The 20494-nt window shown below is 74.6% G+C and carries 20 protein-coding genes; 10 read left to right on the top strand and 10 right to left on the bottom strand.

Translation table 11 applies throughout. From position 1 onward, the window contains the following. Nucleotides 1-897 carry an MHYT domain-containing protein gene (locus tag ACZ7G1_RS31805; protein ID WP_470878413.1) on the bottom strand — a complete coding sequence of 299 codons (897 nt, stop codon included), beginning with the start codon at nt 895-897 and terminating at the stop codon, nt 1-3. 194 nt (nt 898-1091) lie between these two features. Here ACZ7G1_RS31805 and ACZ7G1_RS31800 point away from each other — a divergent pair, with 194 nt between their 5' ends. Further along, nucleotides 1092-1667, top strand: a complete 576-nt coding sequence (locus ACZ7G1_RS31800; protein WP_470878415.1) for a methylated-DNA--[protein]-cysteine S-methyltransferase — start codon at nt 1092-1094, stop codon at nt 1665-1667. Nucleotides 1668-1734: 67 nt separating this feature from the next. Next, entirely contained in the window at nt 1735-3024 is a 1290-nt protein-coding gene (locus ACZ7G1_RS31795; protein ID WP_470878417.1) for an MFS transporter, read from the top strand. Nucleotides 3025-3056: 32 nt separating this feature from the next. Here ACZ7G1_RS31795 and ACZ7G1_RS31790 read toward each other — a convergent pair whose 3' ends face one another. From ACZ7G1_RS31790 to ACZ7G1_RS31775, 4 genes are all read right to left on the bottom strand, one after another. Further along, on the bottom strand, nt 3057-4052 hold the full coding sequence (locus ACZ7G1_RS31790; RefSeq protein WP_470878419.1) for a TolB family protein: 996 nt from the start codon (nt 4050-4052) through the stop codon (nt 3057-3059). Nucleotides 4053-4055: 3 nt separating this feature from the next. Continuing rightward, entirely contained in the window at nt 4056-5336 is a 1281-nt protein-coding gene (locus ACZ7G1_RS31785; protein ID WP_470878422.1) for an MFS transporter, read from the bottom strand. Continuing rightward, complete coding sequence (locus ACZ7G1_RS31780) at nt 5336-6676, bottom strand: discoidin domain-containing protein (RefSeq protein ID WP_470878424.1); 1341 nt, start codon at nt 6674-6676, stop codon at nt 5336-5338. The genes ACZ7G1_RS31785 and ACZ7G1_RS31780 overlap by 1 nt, the downstream gene beginning before the upstream one ends. A 287-nt stretch (nt 6677-6963) precedes the next feature. Beyond that, complete coding sequence (locus ACZ7G1_RS31775; protein WP_470878425.1) at nt 6964-7320, bottom strand: cupin domain-containing protein; 357 nt, start codon at nt 7318-7320, stop codon at nt 6964-6966. Between the two features lie 275 nt (nt 7321-7595). Between ACZ7G1_RS31775 and ACZ7G1_RS31770 the strand changes: the two genes are divergently transcribed. Together ACZ7G1_RS31770 and ACZ7G1_RS31765 are read left to right on the top strand one after the other, a co-directional pair. Next, a complete protein-coding gene (locus ACZ7G1_RS31770) occupies nt 7596-8525 on the top strand; it encodes a pseudouridine-5'-phosphate glycosidase (protein ID WP_470878427.1) in 930 nt (309 codons plus the stop codon). Between the two features lie 61 nt (nt 8526-8586). Further along, nucleotides 8587-9510: a carbohydrate kinase family protein gene (locus ACZ7G1_RS31765; protein ID WP_470878429.1), complete on the top strand. Its 924-nt coding sequence runs from the start codon at nt 8587-8589 to the stop codon at nt 9508-9510. Between the two features lie 37 nt (nt 9511-9547). On the opposite strand, the gene ACZ7G1_RS31760 is transcribed toward ACZ7G1_RS31765, so the two are convergent. Further along, the gene (locus tag ACZ7G1_RS31760) at nt 9548-10198 is read right to left on the bottom strand and encodes a nucleoside/nucleotide kinase family protein (RefSeq protein WP_470878430.1); all 651 of its coding nucleotides are present in this window, start codon (nt 10196-10198) and stop codon (nt 9548-9550) included. Nucleotides 10199-10366: 168 nt separating this feature from the next. Here ACZ7G1_RS31760 and ACZ7G1_RS31755 point away from each other — a divergent pair, with 168 nt between their 5' ends. Beyond that, a complete protein-coding gene (locus ACZ7G1_RS31755) occupies nt 10367-11122 on the top strand; it encodes an SDR family NAD(P)-dependent oxidoreductase (protein WP_470878432.1) in 756 nt (251 codons plus the stop codon). A 26-nt stretch (nt 11123-11148) separates the two neighbouring features. Next, entirely contained in the window at nt 11149-11577 is a 429-nt protein-coding gene (locus tag ACZ7G1_RS31750) for a MerR family transcriptional regulator (RefSeq protein WP_470878458.1), read from the top strand. An 18-nt stretch (nt 11578-11595) separates the two neighbouring features. On the opposite strand, the gene ACZ7G1_RS31745 is transcribed toward ACZ7G1_RS31750, so the two are convergent. Then, on the bottom strand, nt 11596-12276 hold the full coding sequence (locus ACZ7G1_RS31745; protein ID WP_470878434.1) for a winged helix-turn-helix transcriptional regulator: 681 nt from the start codon (nt 12274-12276) through the stop codon (nt 11596-11598). Between the two features lie 94 nt (nt 12277-12370). Here ACZ7G1_RS31745 and ACZ7G1_RS31740 point away from each other — a divergent pair, with 94 nt between their 5' ends. The 3 genes from ACZ7G1_RS31740 to ACZ7G1_RS31730 all read left to right on the top strand — a co-directional run bounded on the left by ACZ7G1_RS31740 (nt 12371) and on the right by ACZ7G1_RS31730 (nt 14825). Further along, on the top strand, nt 12371-13582 hold the full coding sequence (locus tag ACZ7G1_RS31740) for a pyridoxal phosphate-dependent aminotransferase (protein WP_470878436.1): 1212 nt from the start codon (nt 12371-12373) through the stop codon (nt 13580-13582). A gap of 69 nt (nt 13583-13651) precedes the next feature. Continuing rightward, nucleotides 13652-14110 carry a hypothetical protein gene (locus ACZ7G1_RS31735; protein ID WP_470878438.1) on the top strand — a complete coding sequence of 153 codons (459 nt, stop codon included), beginning with the start codon at nt 13652-13654 and terminating at the stop codon, nt 14108-14110. A gap of 25 nt (nt 14111-14135) precedes the next feature. Then, nucleotides 14136-14825: a DUF2293 domain-containing protein gene (locus ACZ7G1_RS31730; protein WP_470878440.1), complete on the top strand. Its 690-nt coding sequence runs from the start codon at nt 14136-14138 to the stop codon at nt 14823-14825. Between the two features lie 48 nt (nt 14826-14873). Here ACZ7G1_RS31730 and ACZ7G1_RS31725 read toward each other — a convergent pair whose 3' ends face one another. The 3 genes from ACZ7G1_RS31725 to ACZ7G1_RS31715 all read right to left on the bottom strand — a co-directional run bounded on the left by ACZ7G1_RS31725 (nt 14874) and on the right by ACZ7G1_RS31715 (nt 19893). Further along, nucleotides 14874-15653 carry a chaplin gene (locus ACZ7G1_RS31725; protein ID WP_470878442.1) on the bottom strand — a complete coding sequence of 260 codons (780 nt, stop codon included), beginning with the start codon at nt 15651-15653 and terminating at the stop codon, nt 14874-14876. Between the two features lie 128 nt (nt 15654-15781). After that, nucleotides 15782-17059 (bottom strand): SWIM zinc finger family protein, encoded by a 1278-nt coding sequence (locus ACZ7G1_RS31720; RefSeq protein ID WP_470878444.1) that lies wholly within the window; start codon nt 17057-17059, stop codon nt 15782-15784. Continuing rightward, entirely contained in the window at nt 17056-19893 is a 2838-nt protein-coding gene (locus tag ACZ7G1_RS31715) for a DEAD/DEAH box helicase (RefSeq protein WP_470878446.1), read from the bottom strand. The genes ACZ7G1_RS31720 and ACZ7G1_RS31715 overlap by 4 nt, the downstream gene beginning before the upstream one ends. A 174-nt stretch (nt 19894-20067) precedes the next feature. Between ACZ7G1_RS31715 and ACZ7G1_RS31710 the strand changes: the two genes are divergently transcribed. Further along, on the top strand, nt 20068-20403 hold the full coding sequence (locus ACZ7G1_RS31710) for a hypothetical protein (RefSeq protein WP_470878448.1): 336 nt from the start codon (nt 20068-20070) through the stop codon (nt 20401-20403). Nucleotides 20404-20494 lie beyond the last annotated feature (91 nt).

Raw genomic sequence — 20494 nt, 5'->3', positions numbered from 1 at the left:
TCACCAGTCCTGGGAGCGGTGGCCGCCCCTCGGGACGCTGCGGCGGGCGGCGCGTCCGGGCTTGGCGGTCCAGTTGGCCGGCTCGCCGTAGGAGGGCACGTGGCGCGGGGCGGGCACGCCGGGCCGGTGCACGCTCCGGGCGTCGGACCGCTGCCAGTCCGGGTCGCCCATCACGAGCAGCGGGTCGAACATGACGACGACGGCGGCCAGGATCAGGAAGACGGCCGGGCCGATCAGCATCGGCAGGAGGAGCGAGGTGGCGGTGTCGCCGCTCCCGCCGCGGGGCTCGGCGCCGTGCAGGTGGACGCTGACGGCGGCCATGGCGGTGTAGTGCATACCACTGACGGCGACGCCCATCACCAGGCTGGCACCGAGGCTGGCCAGAAATCCATGTACGGATACGGCCGCCCAGAGGGCCGCGGTGGCCGCCACGACGGCGATGACCACGGAGAGGGCGACGGTGAGGGTGTCGTACTCGATGCGCCCCTGGAGCCGCATGCCGGCCATGCCGAGGTAGTGCATGGTGGCGACGCCGAGGCCGGTGATGGTGCCGCCGGTGACCAGGGTGAGGGCGGTCGCGCCGCGGTAGCCGACGATGAAGATGCCGATGCCGACCATGAGGACGGCGACGCCCAGGCTGGCGAAGGTGATGGGGCGGTCGTAGCTGACGGGCGCCTGCTGGACGGAGAAGCCCATCATGGCGATGAAGTGCATCGTCCAGATGCCGGTGCCGATCGAGGTGGCGCCGAGGGCGAGCCAGCCCGCCTTGAAGCTGTCGCGGTGGCGGAGCGATCTGGTGGTGCACCTCAGCCCGAGGGCGCCGCCGAGGCACGCCATGAGAAAGGCGGCCACCGGCGTGACGAGACCGTAGCTGAATCCGTCGACCGTGCCCTGCATGAGCGTGTGTCCTCCACCCCTGGTCCCACGTCGTCCGAAAACAGTCGGTACCGCTGGGTAGTACTACCGGCGAGATTATGGCGCGCCGACGCCCTCACGACCACGTGACCGGGGAATTTCCGGTGGTGAGACCGGAGCGAGACCGGCCCGTGATCTTGAGAGCGCTGTCAGTGCCCGGTCGTATCGTGAACGGCATGGACATCGAAGCGGGGACGACGGGCGGGACCTCTCCCGGGGCGCCCGTCCCGGTGGAGTGGACGGTCGTGGAGAGCCCCATCGGGCCGCTCTTCCTCGCCGCGACCGAGCGGGGTCTGGTGCGGGTCGAGTTCCACGCGGACGCGGCGCGGCGGGAGCGGATGCCCGACCGGCTCGCCGGGCAGCTCGGCGCGGAGCCGGTGGAGCGCGCCTCGGGTCTGCTCGCCGAGCCGATACGGCGGTTCGAGCGCTACTTCGCGGGCGAGCCGGGCGACATCGTCCTCCCCCTTGACTGGAGCCTGACGACCGGCTTCAACCGGCAGGTGCTGCGCGAACTGGTGGCCGGCGTGCCGTACGGGACGGTCGTCGGGTACGGCGAGCTGGCGCGGCGCGTGGGGCAGCCCGGGGCCGCGCAGGCGGTCGGGGCGGCGATGGGCGCCAATCCGCTGCCGCTGGTCGTGCCGTGCCACCGCGTGGTGGAGAGCGACGGGGGCCTGGGCGGCTTCGGGGGTGGCCTGGAGACCAAGCGGCAGCTGCTCGCCCTGGAGGGCGTGCTGCCCGCGCCGCTGTTCTGAGCGGGGGCGTCCCCCGGAAGCCCGGGTGGCGTTCCCCTGGGGTGGGAGGGCTGGCACACTCACGTAAGTGACCCAGACCTCCGATGCCCCTGACTCAGCGCTGCCCGGGCGGATACCCGTCAGCGAGGCCGAACTGCCGGCGCTGCGCCGCCGTATCCAGGCGGTGCTGATCGGCACCCAGATCCTCGGCGGCCTCGGCATCGCCACCGGCGTCGCGCTCGCCGCCGTCCTGGCCAGGGACGTCAGCGGCTCCGAGGCCCTGTCCGGCCTCGCGTCGACGGCCAGCGTGGCAGGGCCCGCCCTGCTCGCCATGCCGCTGGCCTCCCTGATGGCCGCGCGCGGCCGCCGGGCCGGGCTCGTCCTCGCGTATCTCATCGGGGCGCTCGGCGCCGGGGTCGCGGTGCTCGGGGCCGTCGCCGACAGCTTCCCGCTGCTGCTCGTCGGCCTGGTCGGCTTCGGGGCCGGGTCCTCGGCGAATCTGGCGGCCCGCTTCGCCGCCGCCGACCTGGCCGAACCGGACCGCAGGGCGCGGGCCATCTCCACCGTCGTGTGGGCCACCACCATCGGTGCGGTGCTCGGCCCGAACATCGCCGCGCCCGCCGGGAAGAGCGTCACCGGCCTCGGCATCCCGGCCACGGCCGGCCCGTTCGTCTGGGCCGCCGGCGTCTTCGTCATCGCGGCGGTCCTGGTCGCCGTGCTGCTTCGCCCCGACCCGCTGCTCACCGCCCGCGCGCTGACCGGCTCCGAGGCGGGCGAGGCCGCCGCCGAGGGACGGTCGCTGCGCGCCGGCCTGCGGGCGGTGCGCGAGTCGCCGATGGCCCGGCTCGCCCTGGTCACCGTCGCCGCCTCGCACACCGCGATGGTGTCGATCATGTCGATGACCCCCGTGGCGCTCACCCACCACGGCGCGGACATCCAGCTGATCGGTCTGGTCATCAGCGGGCACATCGCGGGCATGTACGCCTTCTCGCCCGTGATGGGCTGGCTCTCCGACCGGCTCGGCCGGCTGTCGGTCATCGGTCTCGCCGTCGGCCTCCTCGGCATCGCCGCGCTGGTCGCGGGCACCTCGGGGGCGAGCCACGGCCAGACCGCCGCGGGCCTCTTCATCCTCGGCCTCGGCTGGTCGGCGGGGCTCGTCTCCGGCTCCGCGCTGCTCACCGACTCGGTGCCGCAGGCCGCGCGGGCGGCGGTCCAGGGCCTCTCCGACACCGTCATGAACACCGCCGCCGGTCTCGGCGGTCTCGCCGCGGGCCTGATCGTGTCGCAGGCCGGCTACGGCCCGCTGAACGCGATCGCCGCCTGCCTGCTCCTCCCGATGGCCGCGCTCGCGGTCCGGAGCGCCTTCCGCAAGGCCTGACCGCCGCTGCTCCCGACTCCCCCGGCCCCCGGTCAGCGGGGCGCCGCCGGGGACGAGGCCCCGTCGGCGAGCCGGCGCGGGGAGCCGGTGCCGTCGGCCGGCACCGACCAGACCGCTCCCCCGTAGCCGTACGCGAGGGTCCCGCCGTCCGTCCACAAAGCCTGGTCGTCGATGCCGCGCCGCTCGGCGACCGGGTGCTCGCGGCCGGAGCGCAGGTCGTACACGTACAGCCGCCACGGGTCCCGCGGGCCGTCCGAGACCCGCTTCTTGAAGGCGATCCGGGTGCCGTCCGGGGAAAGCGACGGGCATTCGGCGTTCTCCCTGAGGTCCCGCGCCTTCCAGGCCGCCATGTCGCCCTCGACGAGGTGGGTGCGGCCGCCGGTGGACACGGTGGCGTAGAAACGGTTGTCGTCGGCGGCGAAGGTGACGCCCCAGTAGTTGACGTCCGGGGCGTGGTGGCGGCGGCCGGCGAGGGTGAGCGGGATCTGCTCCATGTTCTTCACCAGATAGCCGGTGCGCAGGTCGAGGATCGAGGTGCGGGTCGCGAAGGACGCGCGCGCGTAGGAGTCGCCCGTCGCGAACATCGTCCACGACAGCATCCTGCCCGAGGCCGACACCCGGGCCCTGCTGGGGATGCCCGGCAGGGCGATGCGGCGCACCTCGCGCAGGTCGCGGTCGAGGACGAGGACGTACGAGCGGGCCGGTACGCCCGGCCGCCGCTGGAGGCAGACGGCGGTGCCGCCCGCCGCGTGGAAGCGGTCGCAGGTGGGGCCGCCCACCACCCGTCCGCCGGGCGCGGACGGCTCCACGCGCGCGACGCGCCCGCTCGCGGTGTCCCGGACGTAGAGCGCCCCGGCACCGCCGTCGAGGGTGAAGCCCGCCGCGGCGGTTCCGGCGGCCGCGGCCGGCCGGCCGGAGGCCACCCGCAGGGTGTAGGCCGTGGCGCCGCCGCCGAGCAGCAGCAGGGCGAGGACGAGGATGCCCACGCGCGCGCGTGCGGAGAGGCGGGCACCGGTCGGGGCGTTCATGGGTCAGTCCTCTCGCGGGGCTGCGGGGGTGGTGGGCGCGGTGAGGGGCGGTGTCGTGGGCAGCAGGCGGGCGGCGCAGCACAGGGCGGCGGCGAGGGCGACGAGCGCGGCCACGAGGGCGGTCCCGGTGCCGCTCGCGGTCCAGACGGCCCCGAAGGCGACGCCGGCGCCGACCCGGGCGAGCGCCTGGACGGTCTGGACGAGGGCGAGGCCGCCCGCCTGCCGTCCCTCGGTGAGGAAGGGGCCGGCCAGCGCCATCAGGACGCCGTCGGTGGCCGCGTAGAACACCCCGAGCAGCAGCAGGACGCCGGGGAGCGCCACGCCGCCGGGCACGGGGGCGAGCAGCAGCCCGTACGCCAGGAGCAGGGCCCCGTGGCCGTACAGGAGCGGTCCGCGCCGCCCGGTGCGGTCGGCGAGGCGGCCGGCCGGGACGGCGAGCAGCAGATAGACGGCGGCCGCGCCGAGCGGCAGGAACGGGAACCAGGTCGGGTCAAGGTCGAGCCGCCGCTGGAGCAGCAGGTAGAGGAAGGAGTCGCCGACGGTGGCGGCCCCGAGGAGGCCGGCGCAGAGCACGATCCGCCGGTACGCGGGTGAGCGCGGCGCCGCGAGGAGCCGGCCGCGCGCGCGTGGGCGAGGCCGGGGGGACGCGGCCCGCGTGTCCCGTCGGCCGGGGACCAGGAGGAGCCAGAGGAGGACGCCGAACGCGCCGACGCAGAAGCTGACGGCGAAGACGGCCTCGTACGCCTCGGCCGTCGCCGACAGGAGGGCGAACGCGGCGAGGGGGCCGAGGAGGGCGCCGGTGGTGTCCATGGCGCGGTGTGTGCCGAAGGCGCGGCCCAGGTCCTCCGGCGGGCTGTGCAGGGTGATGAGCGCGTCGCGCGGGGCGGTGCGGACTCCTTTGCCGAGCCGGTCGGCGGCGAGCGCGGTGGCGATCCAGCCGGTCGCGCCGCCCGCGAGGAGGAGGCCGAGCCGGGAGCAGGCGGAGAGGGCGTAGCCGAGTCCGCCGACCTGCTTGTGGCGGCCGCCGCGGTCGGCGGTGGCGCCGCCGAGGAGCCGTACGAGCGCGGTGGCGCCGGTGGACAGGCCGTCGAGCAGCCCGAACTGGAGGGGGGAGAGGCCGAGTCCGAGGACCAGGTAGAGCGGCAGGACGGCCGTCACCATCTCCGAGGAGACGTCGGTGACCAGGCTGACCGCGCCGAGCGCGAGGACGGTGCCCGGGACGCGCCGCCTGACCCCCGAGGGGGCGGGCGGCGCGTCGCGGCGACCGGTGGTCGCGAGGTACATCAGTGGCAGGTGTAGGTCGGGCCGGAGTCCTTGACCTGGTCGTCGGTGCCGACGTACTGCCAGGTGTAGGTGGTGTCCGTGAAGTTCAGCTTCAGGACGCCGTACGGTCCGCTGATCCGCTTCTGGCTGTTCGGCTGGACGGTCTCGATGTCGTACGGCTCGGCGCCGCCCATGCCGCCGACGATCTCGACGATGCCGTCGGCGGTGGCCCGCCCGCTCGGGTCCTGCGGGGCGAAGCGCTCGTAGTGGTGGTCGTGTCCGTTGAGGACCAGGTCGGCCTTGGCGCCGTAGAGGATCTGCCAGACGGGCTTGGAGACCGGGTCGTTGCCGTGGCCGCCGGAGGAGTACAGCGGGTGGTGGAAGTAGGCGGCGATGCAGCCCTTGGTGTTCCGCGCGAGGTCGTCCTTGAGCCACTGGATCTGCGCGGCGTCGTCGAAGGAGTTGGAGTCGAGGGCGACGAAGTGCCAGTTGCCCTGGTCGTAGCTGTAGTAGGGCTTGCCCTGGGGGTAGGCGATGGCGCCGAAGTAGGACTTGTAGCCGGCGAGCGATCCCGCCGGGTCGTAGGTCTCGTGGTTGCCGGGGACCGGCCGGGTCTTCGCCTTGAAGGCGCCCCAGCTCTTGTCGTAGTAGGCGCGGAAGTCGGAGAGCAGGGCGTCGTCGTACTGGTTGTCGCCCATGGTCAGGTAGAAGGAGGGCGCGATCCGCTGGGCCAGCGCGGCCGTCTTGGGGTGCGCGCAGGAGCTGCTGGAGGCCGTGCACTGGGCGGCGATGTCACCCGCCGCGACGACCGTGAAGGAGCCGGTGGGCGGGGGCGTGGTGGAGGTGGTGCCGTAGACCTCCACGCTGTAGAGCGAGTAGCCGTACGAGGTGCCGCGGGCGGTCCCGTAGACACGGAGGTAGCGGCCGGTTCCGGTGAGTCCGGTCCAGTCGTCGGTGCCGCCGTTCCCGGCGGTCTCGGTGGCGAGACGGGTCCAGGTGGAGCCGTCGGCGGAGATCTCCACGCGGTAGGTCTTGGCGTAGGCGGCCTCCCAGACGAGCTTGACGCGGGAGACGGTGGACGAGGGGCCGAGGTCGACCTTGATCCACTGCGGGTCGACGCCTTCGGCGCTGGCCCAGCGGGTGGTGGCGATCCCGTCGAAGGCCTTCTCCGGGCCGAAGGTGGAGTCCTCGACGGAGGAGGAGGTGGCGGGCCGTCCCTGGGATATCAGGGAGTCGGCGGCCGCTCCGGCCCGGTCCGGGAGGGCGAGCACGAGCCCGCCGACGAGCAGCAGGACGGCCGCGAGGACGAGCGGGAGGCGGGTGGTGGGGCGATGGGGTGGGGCGGAGGCGTACAGGCGCATACCTGGGCTCCCTGGCCTGAGGGGGTGGCGAGAGCTGGACACCGGTGCGGCGCACCACGGTCCGGCCGCGCGGGCCGGACGCACGCGCCCGCGGGGAAGCGGACGTGAGCGCCCGGCCGGTGGCGATTCGGGCGCCACGCGGCGGGGTGGTGCTCGGCGGCCGGGTCAGAGCTCTCGCTGAGCGCGTCACGCCCCTGGTTCGGGCGCCGCGCCAAGCCGCCGCCGGGGATGCTATCGGATAGGAAGGTTTCCTACCAGACTCTCGACCGGCGGCGTTCCCAGGGACTTCAGAGGCTGATGTGGTACGCCTTGCGGAGGGTCTCGTGCACGGTCCAGGTCGTCTTGTCGCCCTCGCGCAGCACGCAGGCGTCACCGGGCCCGATCTCCAGCGTCGCGCCGCCCTCGACGGCCACGGTCGCCCGGCCGGAGACCACCACGAAGAGCTCGTTGGCCTCGGTGTCGGTGACGACGCCGGGGGTGATCTGCCAGATGCCCCGCAGCTGCTTGCCGTCGGCCGACTCCCACAGGACCTTGCCGGTCACCTCGGGCGTGCCGGAGACGATCTGGCCGGGGTCGAGCGGCTCCGCTTCGAGCTCGGCGTCGGGGATGTGCACGGCGAAGGAAGGCAGGTCATGTGTCGTCATGGGCGGTGACTGTAGCGGGACTCCAAGGCCTCCCGGCGACCGGGACCGGGTGGAATTTTCCGCTCCGCATCGCCTCCCACCAGGCGCGATGCCGGAATCCCGGCGCGGCGACGAAATCCGTACCGACCCTCCCCCGCAGTCCCCGCCGGGCCCCGCCCACTCCCCCGCCGCCCCCGGCGCTCTCCCCGTGACGGATTCCGCAGCCCCCTCCCGGAGCGTGGCAGGAGCTCGCCAACGAGGTTTGCGGGGCCCGTGGGCGCGCCAAGGAATGACACATGTCCACACAGGTGTCCGAAGAGGTAAGGGAAGCGCTCCACGAGGGCCGCCCCGTCGTCGCGCTCGAATCGACGATCATCGCCCACGGCCTGCCGCGCCCGCGCAACCTCGCCGTGGCGGTGGAGCTGGAAGAGCTCGTACGGGCCGGCGGCGCCGTCCCCGCCACCATCGCGGTCGTCGACGGCACGGCCAGAGTGGGCCTCGACCGTACGGCCCTGACCCGGATCGCCGAGGACCCGGCCGTACGCAAACTCGGGCACCGCGACCTGGCCCCGGCCCTGGCGACCGGAGTCACCGGGGCGACGACGGTCTCGGCGACCGCCTGGCTCGCGCACTCCGCCGGCATACGGGTGTTCGCCACCGGCGGCCTCGGCGGCGTGCACCGCGCATGGAGCGAGACCCAGGACGAGTCGGCCGACCTGCGGCTGCTCGCCCGCGTCGGGATCACCGTCGTGTGCGCCGGGGTCAAGTCCATCCTCGACGTGCCCGCGACCCTCCAGCGCCTGGAGACGCTCGGCGTCACCGTCGTCGGATACGGCACCGACCGCTTCCCCGGCTTCTACCTCTCCTCCTCGGGCGAAGCCGTCGACTGGACCCTGCGCACCCCCGAGGAGGTCGCCTCGGTCATACGCTCCCAGGACGCCCTCGGCGGCCCCCCGGCCGCGCTCGTCGTCGCCAACCCGGTCCCGGTGACCGAGCAGCTCGACCCCGCCCTGCACGACCGGGTGCTCGCGAGCGCCCTCGACGCCGCCAGGGAGAAGGGGATCACGGGCCAGGCGGTCACCCCCTTCCTGCTCGAATACCTCACGGTGCACACCGAAGGCGCGTCCCTGGAGGCGAACCTCGCGGCCGTGCGTGGCAATGTGCGGCTCGCGGCGAGCATCGCGGGAGCGTACGGCGCGGGGGCGCCCGGCGCGGTCGGCCGGTGAGGCTCCGGTGACACCTTCGCCCGAGGGAGCGCGCCCCGAAGACGCGCCCGCGCTCCGGCGGGTGAGGCCCGCACCCGGTGGCGGTGGCGCGCTGCTCGTCGTCGGGGACGTCGTCACCGACGTCGTGGCCCGGCACCGGACGCCCCTCGCGCCCGCCACCGACACGGCGGCGGAGATCCGGACCCTGCCGGGCGGCGCCGGGGCCAACGCGGCCTGCTGGGCCGCCCGTTCAGGCCACGGGGAGGTACGGCTGCTCGGCCGGGTGGGGACGGACACGGCGGGCTGGCACGACCGGGCACTGCGGCGGGCGGGCGTGCTGCCCCTCCTGGTCCCGGACGCGGAGACCGCCACCGCCACGGTGATCTCGCTCGTCGACGCGACCTCGGAGCGCACCTTCCTCACCGACAGCGGCGCCGCGCTCCGCCTCTCCCCCGCCGACTGGTCCGCCGGCCTGCTCGACGGCGTGGCCCGACTCCACCTCTCCGGCTACCTGTTCTTCGCCGCCCCCAGCCGCGAGACCGCCCGGCGGGCACTCCGTGACGCCCAGGAGGCCGGCGTCCCGGTGAGCGTCGACCCGGCATCGGCCGGATTCCTCGACCAACTCGGCGTGGACCGGTTCCTGGCCTCGGCCAAGGGCGCCGACGTCCTGCTGCCCAACGCCGACGAGGCCCGCACCCTCACCGGCGGCGCCGAACCGGAAGCCGCGGCGGCCGAGTTGAGCCTGCTGTTCCCGCTGGTCGTGGTCACCCTCGGCGCGGCGGGCGCCCTCGTCGCCGAGGCCGGCGCGGTCACGGCCCGGGTGCCCGCGCCCCTCGTGCCACCCGAGCGGCGCCTCGACTCGACGGGTGCGGGCGACGCCTTCACCGGGGCCTTCCTCGCCGCCCTGCTCGCGGGCGCGGAGCCCGTACCCGCCACCGAGGCGGGGTGCCACGCGGGCGCGGAAGCGGTCACCCTGGTGGGCGGCAGACCTCCGGCCGGGGAGTGAGTCCGGTCGGCTCCGCGGCCCGCGACCCGGTCCACCGCTACTCCGCCGTCCGGCTCCCGCCCAGCCCCGTCCAGGCCGGGTGACGCGGGTCGTCGGCGCGGACGACGGCGTCGGCGCTGGCCGCCGGGTCGACCTCGGAGTCGTAACGGGCGAAGGCGGGCAGGGTCCACTGCTCCTCGGTGCGCCGAGCCAGGGCGGCGCGCGACAGCCGCAGGTGCACCGTGAGGTCGAACGGGAACCAGTGGCCGAGGAGGAACGGCCCGTGCACCACGAGCACCCCGCCGGGCGGCAGCATGACGTACGGGCTGCGGGTGGCGCGGTCCTTGACCGGGTCCCACAGGTCGGGCAGCACACGGCCGGTGCCGTCGGGGCCCAGCGGGCCGAAGACCTCGCGCCAGAGGGCCCCGGTGTCGACCCAGCCGCCGTAGTACGCGTCGGGGTCCCGCTTCCCGTACTCGTACCGGAGCGACGCGGGCCGCAGGAACCCGCCCGTCCCCACCACATGGACCGAGCGTCCGCGGGCCCGCAGCGCCCCGGCGAGCAGCCCCGCAAGCTCGCCGCCGGGCGCGGCGGGCGGCCCGTCGATGCCGACCTTCAGCCACTCGCCGCCGTCGCCGGGGGCGGCCGCGCCGACGTGCCCGGCGAGGGCCTCGGCCAGCCGGTCCCAGGTGATCGCCTCGTATCGCATCCCGCCCATTGTGTCCGCCGCGCCCCCGGACCACGAACCGCGGTCACACCACGGTCGCGGGGCGCCTCGTCACCGCGCGCCTCCCGGCGACCGCGGCCGCCCGCGCCCGGCCACCGAGGCCCCGCCGCTTGACCTTGTCACTGGCGTCACTGTTCGAGCATCCACCCCATGGACACCACCACCGCAGACACCAGGGTCGTCGTCGTCACCGGCGCGGGCACCGGCATCGGCCGGGCCACCGCGCGCGCCTTCGCCGGGCAGGGGGCGACGGTCCTCGCCGTCGGCCGCCGGGAAGGGCCGCTGCGGGAGGCCGCCGAGGGGCACGCGGGCATCCACCCGCTGGTCGCCGACGTCACGGCGGAGGGCGCCGCCGAGGAGATCGTGCGGACCGCGCTCACCGCCCACGGCCGCCTCGACGTCCTCGTCAACAACGCCGGGGTCTCCGGCGGCGGCCCGCTCGGCACCCTCGACCGCGCCGTCATGGCCCCGCTCCTGGAGACGAACCTCGTCGCCCCCGTCCTGCTCACCCAGGCCGCCGTGCCCGCCCTCCGGGAGTCCCGGGGCGTCGTCGTGAACGTGTCGACGACGATCGGTCAGCGCGGCTGGCCGGCCAACTCCCTCTATCCGGCGACCAAGAGCGCCCTGGAGACCCTGACCCGCTGCTGGGCGGTGGAGCTCGCGCCGGACGGCGTCCGGGTGGTGGCGGTCGCGCCAGGGGCGATCGAGACCCCGATCGCGGACCACATGGGACTCTCGCCCGAGCGGCGGGCCGCCCTGCGGGCCTGGCAGCTCGCGCACACCCCGCTGGCGCGGATCGGCCGGCCCGAGGAGGTCGCCTGGGCGATCACCGCGCTCGCCGCGCCCGGTGCCGCCTTCGTGACCGGCACCGTCCTCCCCGTCGACGGGGGTGCGCTGGTCGCGTGATACGACTGCGTGCGGAGGTGGCGTCCTTGCGCATCGGCGAACTGGCCCGGCGGACCGGGGTGTCGGCGCGTGCCCTGCGCCACTACGAGACGGCGGGGCTCATCACCTCGGCCCGCGCGGCCAACGGGTACCGGGTGTACGAGGAGGGTGCCGTCGCGCGGGTGGCGAACATCCGCCACTTCCTGGCCGCCGGGCTCACCCTGGACGACGTGTCCGCCTTCCGCACCTGCCTCGACGGGGACGTCACCGCCGCCGCTCCCTCCCCTCGCGCCCTGGAGATCGCCCGCGAACGGCTGGCCGTCCTCGACGCCCGGATCGCGGCGCAGACCGCTGCCCGCGACCGCCTCGCGGACGCGCTCGCGGCGACCCGGGAACCGGCCCCCGAACCGGCCCGCACACCGTCTCACGTACCGGCTCCCGCACCGGCTCTGTCACCGGAGACCGGCGGGCTCTGAGCGCGTTCGGGTGGCCGGTCAGCCCGCGAGGGCGTCGGCGGCCGGCGCGGTCCGTTCGAGGGTGGCGCGCCCCGCCGCGAGCGCCTCGGTGAGGGTCAGCTCGCCGGCGGCGAGGGCGCGGCAGGTCGCCGTGTCGGTGCTCAGCCGGGCGTCGGGCCGCTCGGCGGCACCGTCACCGTACGCAGCCTCGCCGTACGCACCTTCGCCGTAGGCGCCGTGCACGCCGTCACCGCCCCCCAGCCGCACATGGAACTCCCCCTCGTCGAGGGTCACTTGGACGACACCCTGGCCGAGTTCACCGAGTTCGGCGAGCGCGCCGAGCAGCGGGACGGCGTACCAGTGCGCCCGGACGGCGTCGGTGGGCCGGGGTTCGCCGAGGTCGGGCGCGCCCCAGGCGGCGAGGGCGCGCAGTACGGGGAGGAGGTCCCGTCCGCGCGGGGTGAGTTCGTAGACGTACGCGGAGGCGGGCGGGGGGAGCCGGCGCCGGGTGACGAGTTCGGCGCCCTCCATGTCCTTGAGCCGGCCGGCGAGCATGTCGGTGCTGACGCCGGGGAGGTCGGCGTGGAGGTCGGTGTACCGGCGTGGTCCGGCGAGGAGTTCGCGGACGACGAGGAGGGTCCAGCGGTCGCCGACGAGGTCGAGGGCGCGCGCGGCGGCGCAGTGCTGGTCGTAGCTGCGGCGGCGTGGCTGACGTGGCATGCGACGCAGTCTAGACATGTTGTTGGACTTTCCAAGCTCGAACTTGGTAAAACCAAGCAACACGAAACCGATGGGGACCTTGGGGAGATCCGACATGGAGTTCCGGCAGTCGAGCAAGCTGAGCGAGGTCTGCTACGAGATCCGCGGCCCGGTGATCGAACACGCCAACGCCCTGGAGGAGGCGGGCCACAGCGTCCTGCGCCTCAACACCGGCAACCCGGCGCTCTTCGGCTTCGAGGCTCCCGAGGAGATCGTCCAGGACATGATCCGGATGCTCCCCAAGGCCCACGGCTACACGGACTCGCGCGGCATCCTCTCCGCCCGCCGCGCGGTCGCCCAGCGCTACCAGTCGATGGGCCTGCCGGACGTGGACGTCGACGACATCTTCCTCGGCAACGGCGTGTCCGAGCTGATCTCGATGGCCGTCCAGGCCCTGCTGGAGGACGGCGACGAGGTTCTCGTACCCGCCCCCGACTACCCGCTGTGGACGGCGGTGATCACGCTCGCGGGCGGCAAGCCCGTGCACTACCTCTGCGACGAGTCGGCCGACTGGTACCCGGACCTCGACGACATGGCGTCGAAGATCACCGACCGGACCCGGGCCATCGTCATCATCAACCCCAACAACCCCACCGGCGCGGTCTACCCCAAGGAGATCGTCGAGGGCATGCTCGACCTCGCCCGGCGCCACGGCCTGATGGTCTTCGCCGACGAGATCTACGACCAGATCGTCTACGACGAGGCCGTCCACTACCCGGCCGCCTCCCTCGGCCCCGACCTGGTCGTCCTCACCTTCGGCGGCCTCTCCAAGACCTACCGGGTCGCGGGCTTCCGCTCCGGCTGGCTGGTCGTCAGCGGCCCCAAGGAGCAGGCCAGGAACTACCTGGAGGGCCTCACCATGCTGGCCTCCATGCGGCTCTGCCCCAACGCCCCCGCCCAGTACGCCATCCAGGCCGCCCTCGGCGGCCGGCAGTCGATCCACGAGCTCACCGCCCCCGGGGGCCGGCTGCGCGAACAGCGCGACCGCGCCTGGGAGAAGCTCAACGAGATCCCGGGCGTCTCCTGCGTGAAGCCGAAGGGCGCCCTCTACGCCTTCCCGCGCCTCGACCCCTCCGTGCACAAGATCCACGACGACGAGAAGTTCGTCCTCGACCTCCTCCTGCGCGAGAAGATCCAGGTCGTCCAGGGAACGGGCTTCAACTGGCCGAGCCCCGACCACTTCCGCATCCTGACCCTGCCGTACGCCGACGATCTGGACGCCGCGATCAGCCGCATCGGACGCTTCCTGAGCAGCTACCGGCAGTGACGCCCCGCCCTCCCGGCTGTCATGATCTACGGGTCTGCGGGCCGAACGAATCGGGGAGGGCGGCCGGTCATGGATGCGGCGCTGATAGCCGTGGCGGGAACCCTGTTGGGTGCCGTCTTCACACACTGGTTCCAGGGGCGGGCCACCGAGCGCACGGCCGCGCTCGCCCGCACCGAACAGCTCCGGCAGGAACGGATCGAGACCTACAGCGCCTTCGCCGGCGCGGTCGTCGACTACCGGCACAGCCAGAACGACCGCTGGTTCACGGCGCTCCGGCAGCCCGGCTCGGAAGAGGCAGAGGAGTCGCGTCACGCCTCCTACCGGCAGCGCACCGCCGCCCGGCAGGCCCTCTTCCGCGTCCAGCTGGTGTGCGACGACCCGAAGGTCCGCCGGCTCGCCGACGCGGCCTTCGTCGAGTCCCACTGCATCCACGAGTCGGCCGACGAGGCGGAGCGCGCCCGTCGCTCGGAGCAGGCGAAGGAAGCGCTCGCCACGTTCATCGCCGCCGCGGCGCCCGGCGTCCGCTGAGGCACCACCGGAGAGAGGACCGGCCATGGACCTCGTCGCACCCGTCGTCGTCGAACCGCTCCGCCGCCGCCGCTGCTCGGAATGCCTGCGGGGGCCGCTGGAGCGGATGATCGTCGAGTTCAACGCCCCGGTCTGCCTGGACTGCGCCGACCTCGGGCACCTGGTCTTCCTCCGCCGGGGCGACACCGCGCTCACCCGCCGGGCCCGCGAGGGCAGCGGCCTGTGGGCCGTGGTGGTCCGGCACAACCGGCGCCGGACGCGGTACGAGCGCCAGGGCCTGCTCGTGGAGGAGGAGGCGCTCGCCCGGGCGGAGCTCGCCTGCCTCGCGGACGCCGAGGCGCGGGCCAGGCGACGGGCCCGGGACGCGGTGCGGCGCGCGGCGCTCGACGCCGAGATCACCGCGCTCCTCCGGGCGGAGATCCGGCGCCTCTTCCCGTCCTGCCCGGAGGACCGGGTCAGCGAGATCGCCGTCCACGCGTCGGCGAAGGGCAGCGGACGGGTGGGACGGACGGCCGCGGGGCGCTCGCTCGACCGCGGCGCCGTCACCGCCGCGGTTCGCGCTTCCGTACGCCATGTCGACACCCCGTACGACACCCTGCTGATGCAGGGGGTCCCTCGGCACCAGGCCCGGACGAGGGTCGCGCCCGCCATCGAGGCGGTGCTCCGGGCCTGGCGTCGCGGCGACGGGGACACGCACGGCCGGGGACGCGGCTGACCGCTCGGGGGTCAGCACGCGGCTGCCGGGCCGGTGGGGGCCGAAGCCTCAGGCCCGGTCTCCGGCGCGGCGCGCGCGACGGTACAGCAGGGCGCCGCCGAGCAGCAGCGCGGCGCTCGCCGGGGCGGCGTAACCGATGGTGTCCGAGCCGGTGGAGGCCAGCGCGACCGAGCTGGTCTCGCCCTGCGGCGCGGGGGCCGGGGCAGGGGCCTCGGTCTCGGCGCGCGGGACCGGCACGTTCCGCACGGGGGTCTGCGGGCGCGGCGTCGGGATCTCGACGGGCTGCTCGGGCTTGCCGGGGCCGTTGACCGAGGTGTTGCCGAAGACCGGGTTGCCGACGCCGACGACGTTGACCGAGTTGCCGCTGAGGTTCAGGGGGAGGTCGATGGGGAGCTGGAGGCCGTTCCCGGAGAGGACGCCGGGCGAGCCGACGGCCTTGCCCTCGGCGGTGGACCCGCCGCCGTTGGAGGAGCCGGCGCCGCCGCCGTGCGAGCCGCCGGCCTGCTCTCCGCCGCGCGGGGTGGCGGGCTCGTCCTTGTGGGCGCGGCCGCCGTGGTCGTCCGAGCCGTAGCCGTCCGGCTCGGCGGAGCGGTTGGAACAGCCGTTGCCGAAGGCCGGGTTGAGCAGTCCGACGACGTTGACCGTGTTCCCGCAGAGGTTGACCGGCACGTGCACCGGGAGCTGTACCGCGTTGCCGGAGCCGACGCCCGGCGAACCGACCGCGGCGCCCTGGGCGCCGGAGTCGGCGTGCGCGGCGCCCGCCGACAGTGCGAGCGCCCCACCCGTGACCAACAGTGTGGCCAGACCACTTCGGCGAATCTGCCTCATGGCTTCCTGCCTTCCGGAGGTGTACACGGGCAAGTGCCCGTACCGGAATCAACGCGACAATCGGGTATGCCGGATCCGGCCGTTGACGGGTTTCACTCCATCGAGTGGGATTCCGTCCAGGTGTCCGGTCAGCGCCCGAGAAGATCGGTGAGGGCCCCGACCGGGTCGGTGTCGGGGCCGCCGCGCGGCCACCAGTCCTCGCGCCCCGCGTCCGACTCGTAGCCGTACCAGAGACCGTCCTTGCCCAGTCTGAGCTGGAGCGATTCGGTGGAGAGCCGGTTGCGCCAGGGACGGAAGGCGGGGAAGTCGGCGGCGAGCAGCGCGGGTCTGGCGCGGTCGAACGGGCCGGCCGGCGGGTCCCACGGCTCTTCGAGGACGAGGAGCCCGGCGGCGCCGCCCTGCCGCCAGGCGGCGACGGCGCGCGCCAGGTCGGTGGGCGTGCGGTCGAGCGCGAACGCCAGGTCGCGGTAGAGCGCGCGGGTCGAGGCGGTGAGCCCGGAGCCGGGGTGCGCGGCGGCCAGCCGGACCGCGTCCTGCCAGGGGGTGAGTTCGGCGACCGGGTCGCGGCCGGTGGTGAGGAAGACATGGGCGCGGGCGGCGGCCTCGGTGGCGAGGAGCTCGAGGGCGAGCGGGTCGGGGGCGTACGGGTCCGACGGGAAGACGGCCGGGCGGCCGGGCCGGTCCGGGACGGGCAGTTCGGGGGGCAGCGGCGGGAGCCAGGCGCGCGTGCCGGTGCCCGTGTCCAGCGCGGTCCGGGCGAGGACCGTGGGCATCGGCGGCGCGGCGGCGGTGGTCTCGGCGGCGGACCGGGCCGCGTTGCGCCGGGTGAGCTCGGCGAGCAGCTCCTGCTCGCCGCGGCCGCGCATCAGGAAGAGGACGAACGGGTCCTCGTCGAGGATCCGGGCCGCCTGGTAGCAGAGGGCGGCGGCGTGCTTGCAGGGGTAACCGTCGTCGGGGCAGGAGCAGTCGGGGACGAGGTCCCCCGACGCGGGCAGCAGTCCGGCGACCGCCTCCAGGGCGTGCGGCACGTCCTTGTCGAGGAGGGCGGCGATGTGGTCGGGGCGGGCGGTGGCCTCGTCGAGGAACCGCTCCCAGCCGTCGTCGCCGAGCGTCCGCATCCGGATCTCGGTGCGGTACGGGCGGGCCCGGGTGCCGTGGACGTAGGCGACGACCCGGCCGGGGGTGACCGTGATCGCGTCGACGTGCCCGCGTCCCGCGTACGCCTTCCCGCGGGCGAGACGAGCCGGGTCGAGAGCGGTGTCCTCCAGGGCCTCCACCCAGGCGTTCCCCCACCAGGTGGCGGCGAACCGGCCGTCGGGCGCCTCGCGGGGCGCGACCTGGGGGAAGGTGCGGCGGCGGTCGTCGTGGCGGGGGGCGGCTCCGCGCGCGCTCCGGGCGTGGTTCACGCGGGCCTCCTCAGGGACACCAGGTCGGCCAGTTCCCGGTCGGTCAGTTCGGTGAGGGCGGCCTCTCCGGAGCCGAGGACGGCGTCGGCGAGGGCCCGCTTGGCGCGGAGCATCTCGGCGATGCGGTCCTCGACCGTGCCCTCGGCGACGAGCCGGTGCACCTGCACCGGCTGGGTCTGCCCGATCCGGTAGGCGCGGTCCGTCGCCTGCTCCTCGACGGCCGGGTTCCACCAGCGGTCGTAGTGCACGACATGGCCGGCCCGGGTGAGGTTGAGGCCGGTGCCCGCGGCCTTGAGGGAGAGCAGGAAGACGGGGACCTCGCCGGCCTGGAAGCGGTCGACCATCCGCTCCCGCTCGGCCACCGGGGTGCCGCCGTGCAGCAGTTGGGCCGGGATGCCGCGCGCGGCCAGGTGGTCGGCGAGGAGCCGCGCCATCGACACGTACTGGGTGAAGACGAGCACGGAGCCGTCCTCGGCGAGGATCGTGTCGAGGAGTTCGTCAAGCAGGGCGAGCTTCCCCGAGCGGCCGGCGAGGCGGGCGGTGCCGCTGCCCCGCGGGGCCTGTTCCTTGAGGTACTGGGCGGGGTGGTTGCAGATCTGCTTGAGGGAGGTCAGCAGCTTCATGACGAGGCCGCGGCGGGCGATGCCCTCGGCCCCTTCGATCAGCGCCATGGTCTCGCGGACGACCGCCTCGTACAGCGAGGCCTGCTCCCGGGTGAGGGAGACGGGATGGTCGGACTCCGTCTTGGGCGGCAGCTCGGGCACGATGCCGGGGTCGGACTTGCGGCGGCGCAGCAGGAAGGGCCGCACGAGCCGGGCGAGCCGCTCGACGGCCTCCTCGTGCTCGATCTCCTCGTGGTTCTCGACGGCCCTGGCGTGGCGTGCCCGGAAGGCCTTGAGCGGCCCCAGGAGTCCGGGGGTGGTCCAGTCGAGGAGCGCCCAGAGTTCGGAGAGGTTGTTCTCGACGGGGGTGCCGGTGAGGGCGACGCGCGCGGGGGCGGGGATCTCGCGGAGCGCCTTCGCCGTCGCCGAGAACGGGTTCTTGACGTGCTGTGCCTCGTCGGCGACGACCATCCCCCAGTCCCGCCCGGCCAGTTCGGCGGCGCTGGTGCGCAGGGTGCCGTAGGTGGTGAGGACGAATCCGCCCTCGGTGCCGGTGAGGTCGCGCTCGGTGCCGTGGAAGCGGCGGACGGGCACGTCGGGGGCGAACCTCCGCACCTCCCGCTGCCAGTTGCCGAGGAGCGAGGCCGGGCAGACGACGAGGGTGGGTGCGCGGCGGGCGCGGCGCAGGTGGAGGGCGATGAGGGTGACCGTCTTGCCGAGGCCCATGTCGTCGGCGAGACAGCCGCCGAGGCCGAGCGAGGTCATCAGGTCGAGCCAGGCGAGGCCGCGGAGCTGGTAGTCGCGCAGGGTGGCGGTGAGTCCCGCCGGGGCCTGGACGTCCTCGGGTCCGGCGAGGAGGCGGTCGCGGAGCGCGGCGAGCGCCCCGACGGGAACGGCGGGGACGGTCTCGCCGTCGACCTCGGCGGTGCCGGTGAGGGCGACGGACAGGGCGTCGACCGGTTCGAGCAGGCCGAGTTCCCGCTTGCGGGCCTTGCGGACGAGGGCGGGGTCGACGACGACCCACTGGTCGCGGAGGCGGACGATGGGCCGGTGGGACTCGGCGAGCAGGTCCATCTCGCGCTCGGTGAGCGGATCGCCGTCGAGGACGAGCTGCCAGTTGAACCGCAGCAGCTCCTCGCTGTCGAAGAAGGACGTGCCGTCGGTCGCCGAGCCGGGCGCGGCGAGGGCGGGCCGGACGACGGCGGAGGCGCTGAGCGAGCGGGCCAGTTCGCGCGGCCAGTGGAGGGCGACCCCGGCGTCGGCGAGCCGGGCGGCGGCCGGCCCGAGGAGCTCGTACAGCTCGTTCTCGGTGACCGCGAGGACGTCGGGCACGTCCATCTCCAGGAGCCGGGAGAGCGGGGGCCAGACCCGGGCGGCCCGGCGCAGGGCGAGGACGGCGTCGATGCGGGCGCGGGGTCCGAAGTGCTCGCCGTCGCCCGCCCACAGGTCGGCGGCGTCGATGACGAGGGTCGGGTCGGCGAGGCTGTGGATCTGGAGGAGCGCGGCGGCCGCGTGCCGCTCGTCGCCGTCCCCGTCGGCCGAGATGTCGAAGAGTTCGTACCCCGAGAGGTCGAGGCGGAGCGAGACGCGGACGCCCGCGTCCATCCCGGCCGCCGCCTCGGCCGCCCAGGCGCGCGCGTGCGGCAGGTGCTGGGGCGCGCGGGAGGCGAACGGCGCCCCGACCGCGTGGGCGGCGGCCGGGGTGCGCGGCAGCGTGTCGGCGACCGCGTCGAGGAAAGCCCGCACGAGGGCCTCGGGTTCGGGCAGCCGCAGCGCGCCCCGCCCGGGGACGGGCACGGCGTACGCCTCGTACGGCAGGGCGGCGGCGACGGCCCGCAGATGCGCGATGTCGTCGGCGTCCAGCGGACCGGCCCGCCAGGCGTCCAGGTCCTCCGCGGTGAGTCCGGGGAGGAGCCGGCCCCGGGCGGTCAGGTGCAGGGCGTGCAGGGCGGCGGCGCCCCAGCCGGCGGTGGCGGGGTGGGCCGCCGGATGGTGCCGGGCGACCACGAGATGCGGCAGGGCGGCCTCGATCGGCAGGGTGACCGCGGGCACGGCACGCCCCCGGGCCCCGGCGCCGTGCCGCCGTGCGACGGTCAGCTCGACGCGCTCGGCACCGCTCTCCCCGGGCTCGGGCGGTTCCCCGCCGTCGGGTGCCCAGAAGGCGACCCGGCCTTCCCGGGGAAGGCTCGCCGGCAGGAAGACGGCGGCGCTCGTCAGCCAGGTGTGTCCCACGGCTCTGCCCTCCTCCCGGTGCGCGTCGCGCTCCTCATTGGACCTCCGACCTTACGGGTGGGGTCTGACAACGGCTGCCATGGCCGGTTCCCCCGGCTGGCGCAACAACAGATGACAACGGACATCGCGGGCGGCATGGTGGCCTGAAACGACACGACAGAAGAGGATTTCGCCATGTCCGTACGCCGGCGTCTCACGACCGCCACCGGGGCCGTGCTGCTCACTCTCGCCGTCGCCGGCTGCTCGGGCCTCGGCCGCAGCGCCGTGGGCACCCTCTCGTACGAGACGGAGCACGAGCTCGCGGTGACGGTGACGAGCCCGTCGGTGAAGGGCTGCCACCGCATGGCCCCGTCCGGTGTGACCAAGGTGGAGAACAACACCCTGGTCGACATCGTGCTCTACCCCACCCGCGACTGCCGGGGCCCGGTCTCCACCTACCTGCCCAGCAACAGCAGCAACCAGATCGTGCCGGACACCCTGCCCTGGCGCAGCTACAGCGTCATCCACTAGGGGGTGTCTTGTCGATCAGGCCGGATCAGGGAGCGGCGTCTGGTGCCGTGCATCGCAAGGCGGAGGAGGGAGGCAACGCGGAGCGTTGTGG

The sequence above is a fragment of the Streptomyces sp. NPDC037273 genome (assembly GCF_055603625.1).
The sequence above is the reverse complement of the archived record's forward strand: the minus strand, read 5'-3'. Positions and strand labels throughout refer to the sequence as shown.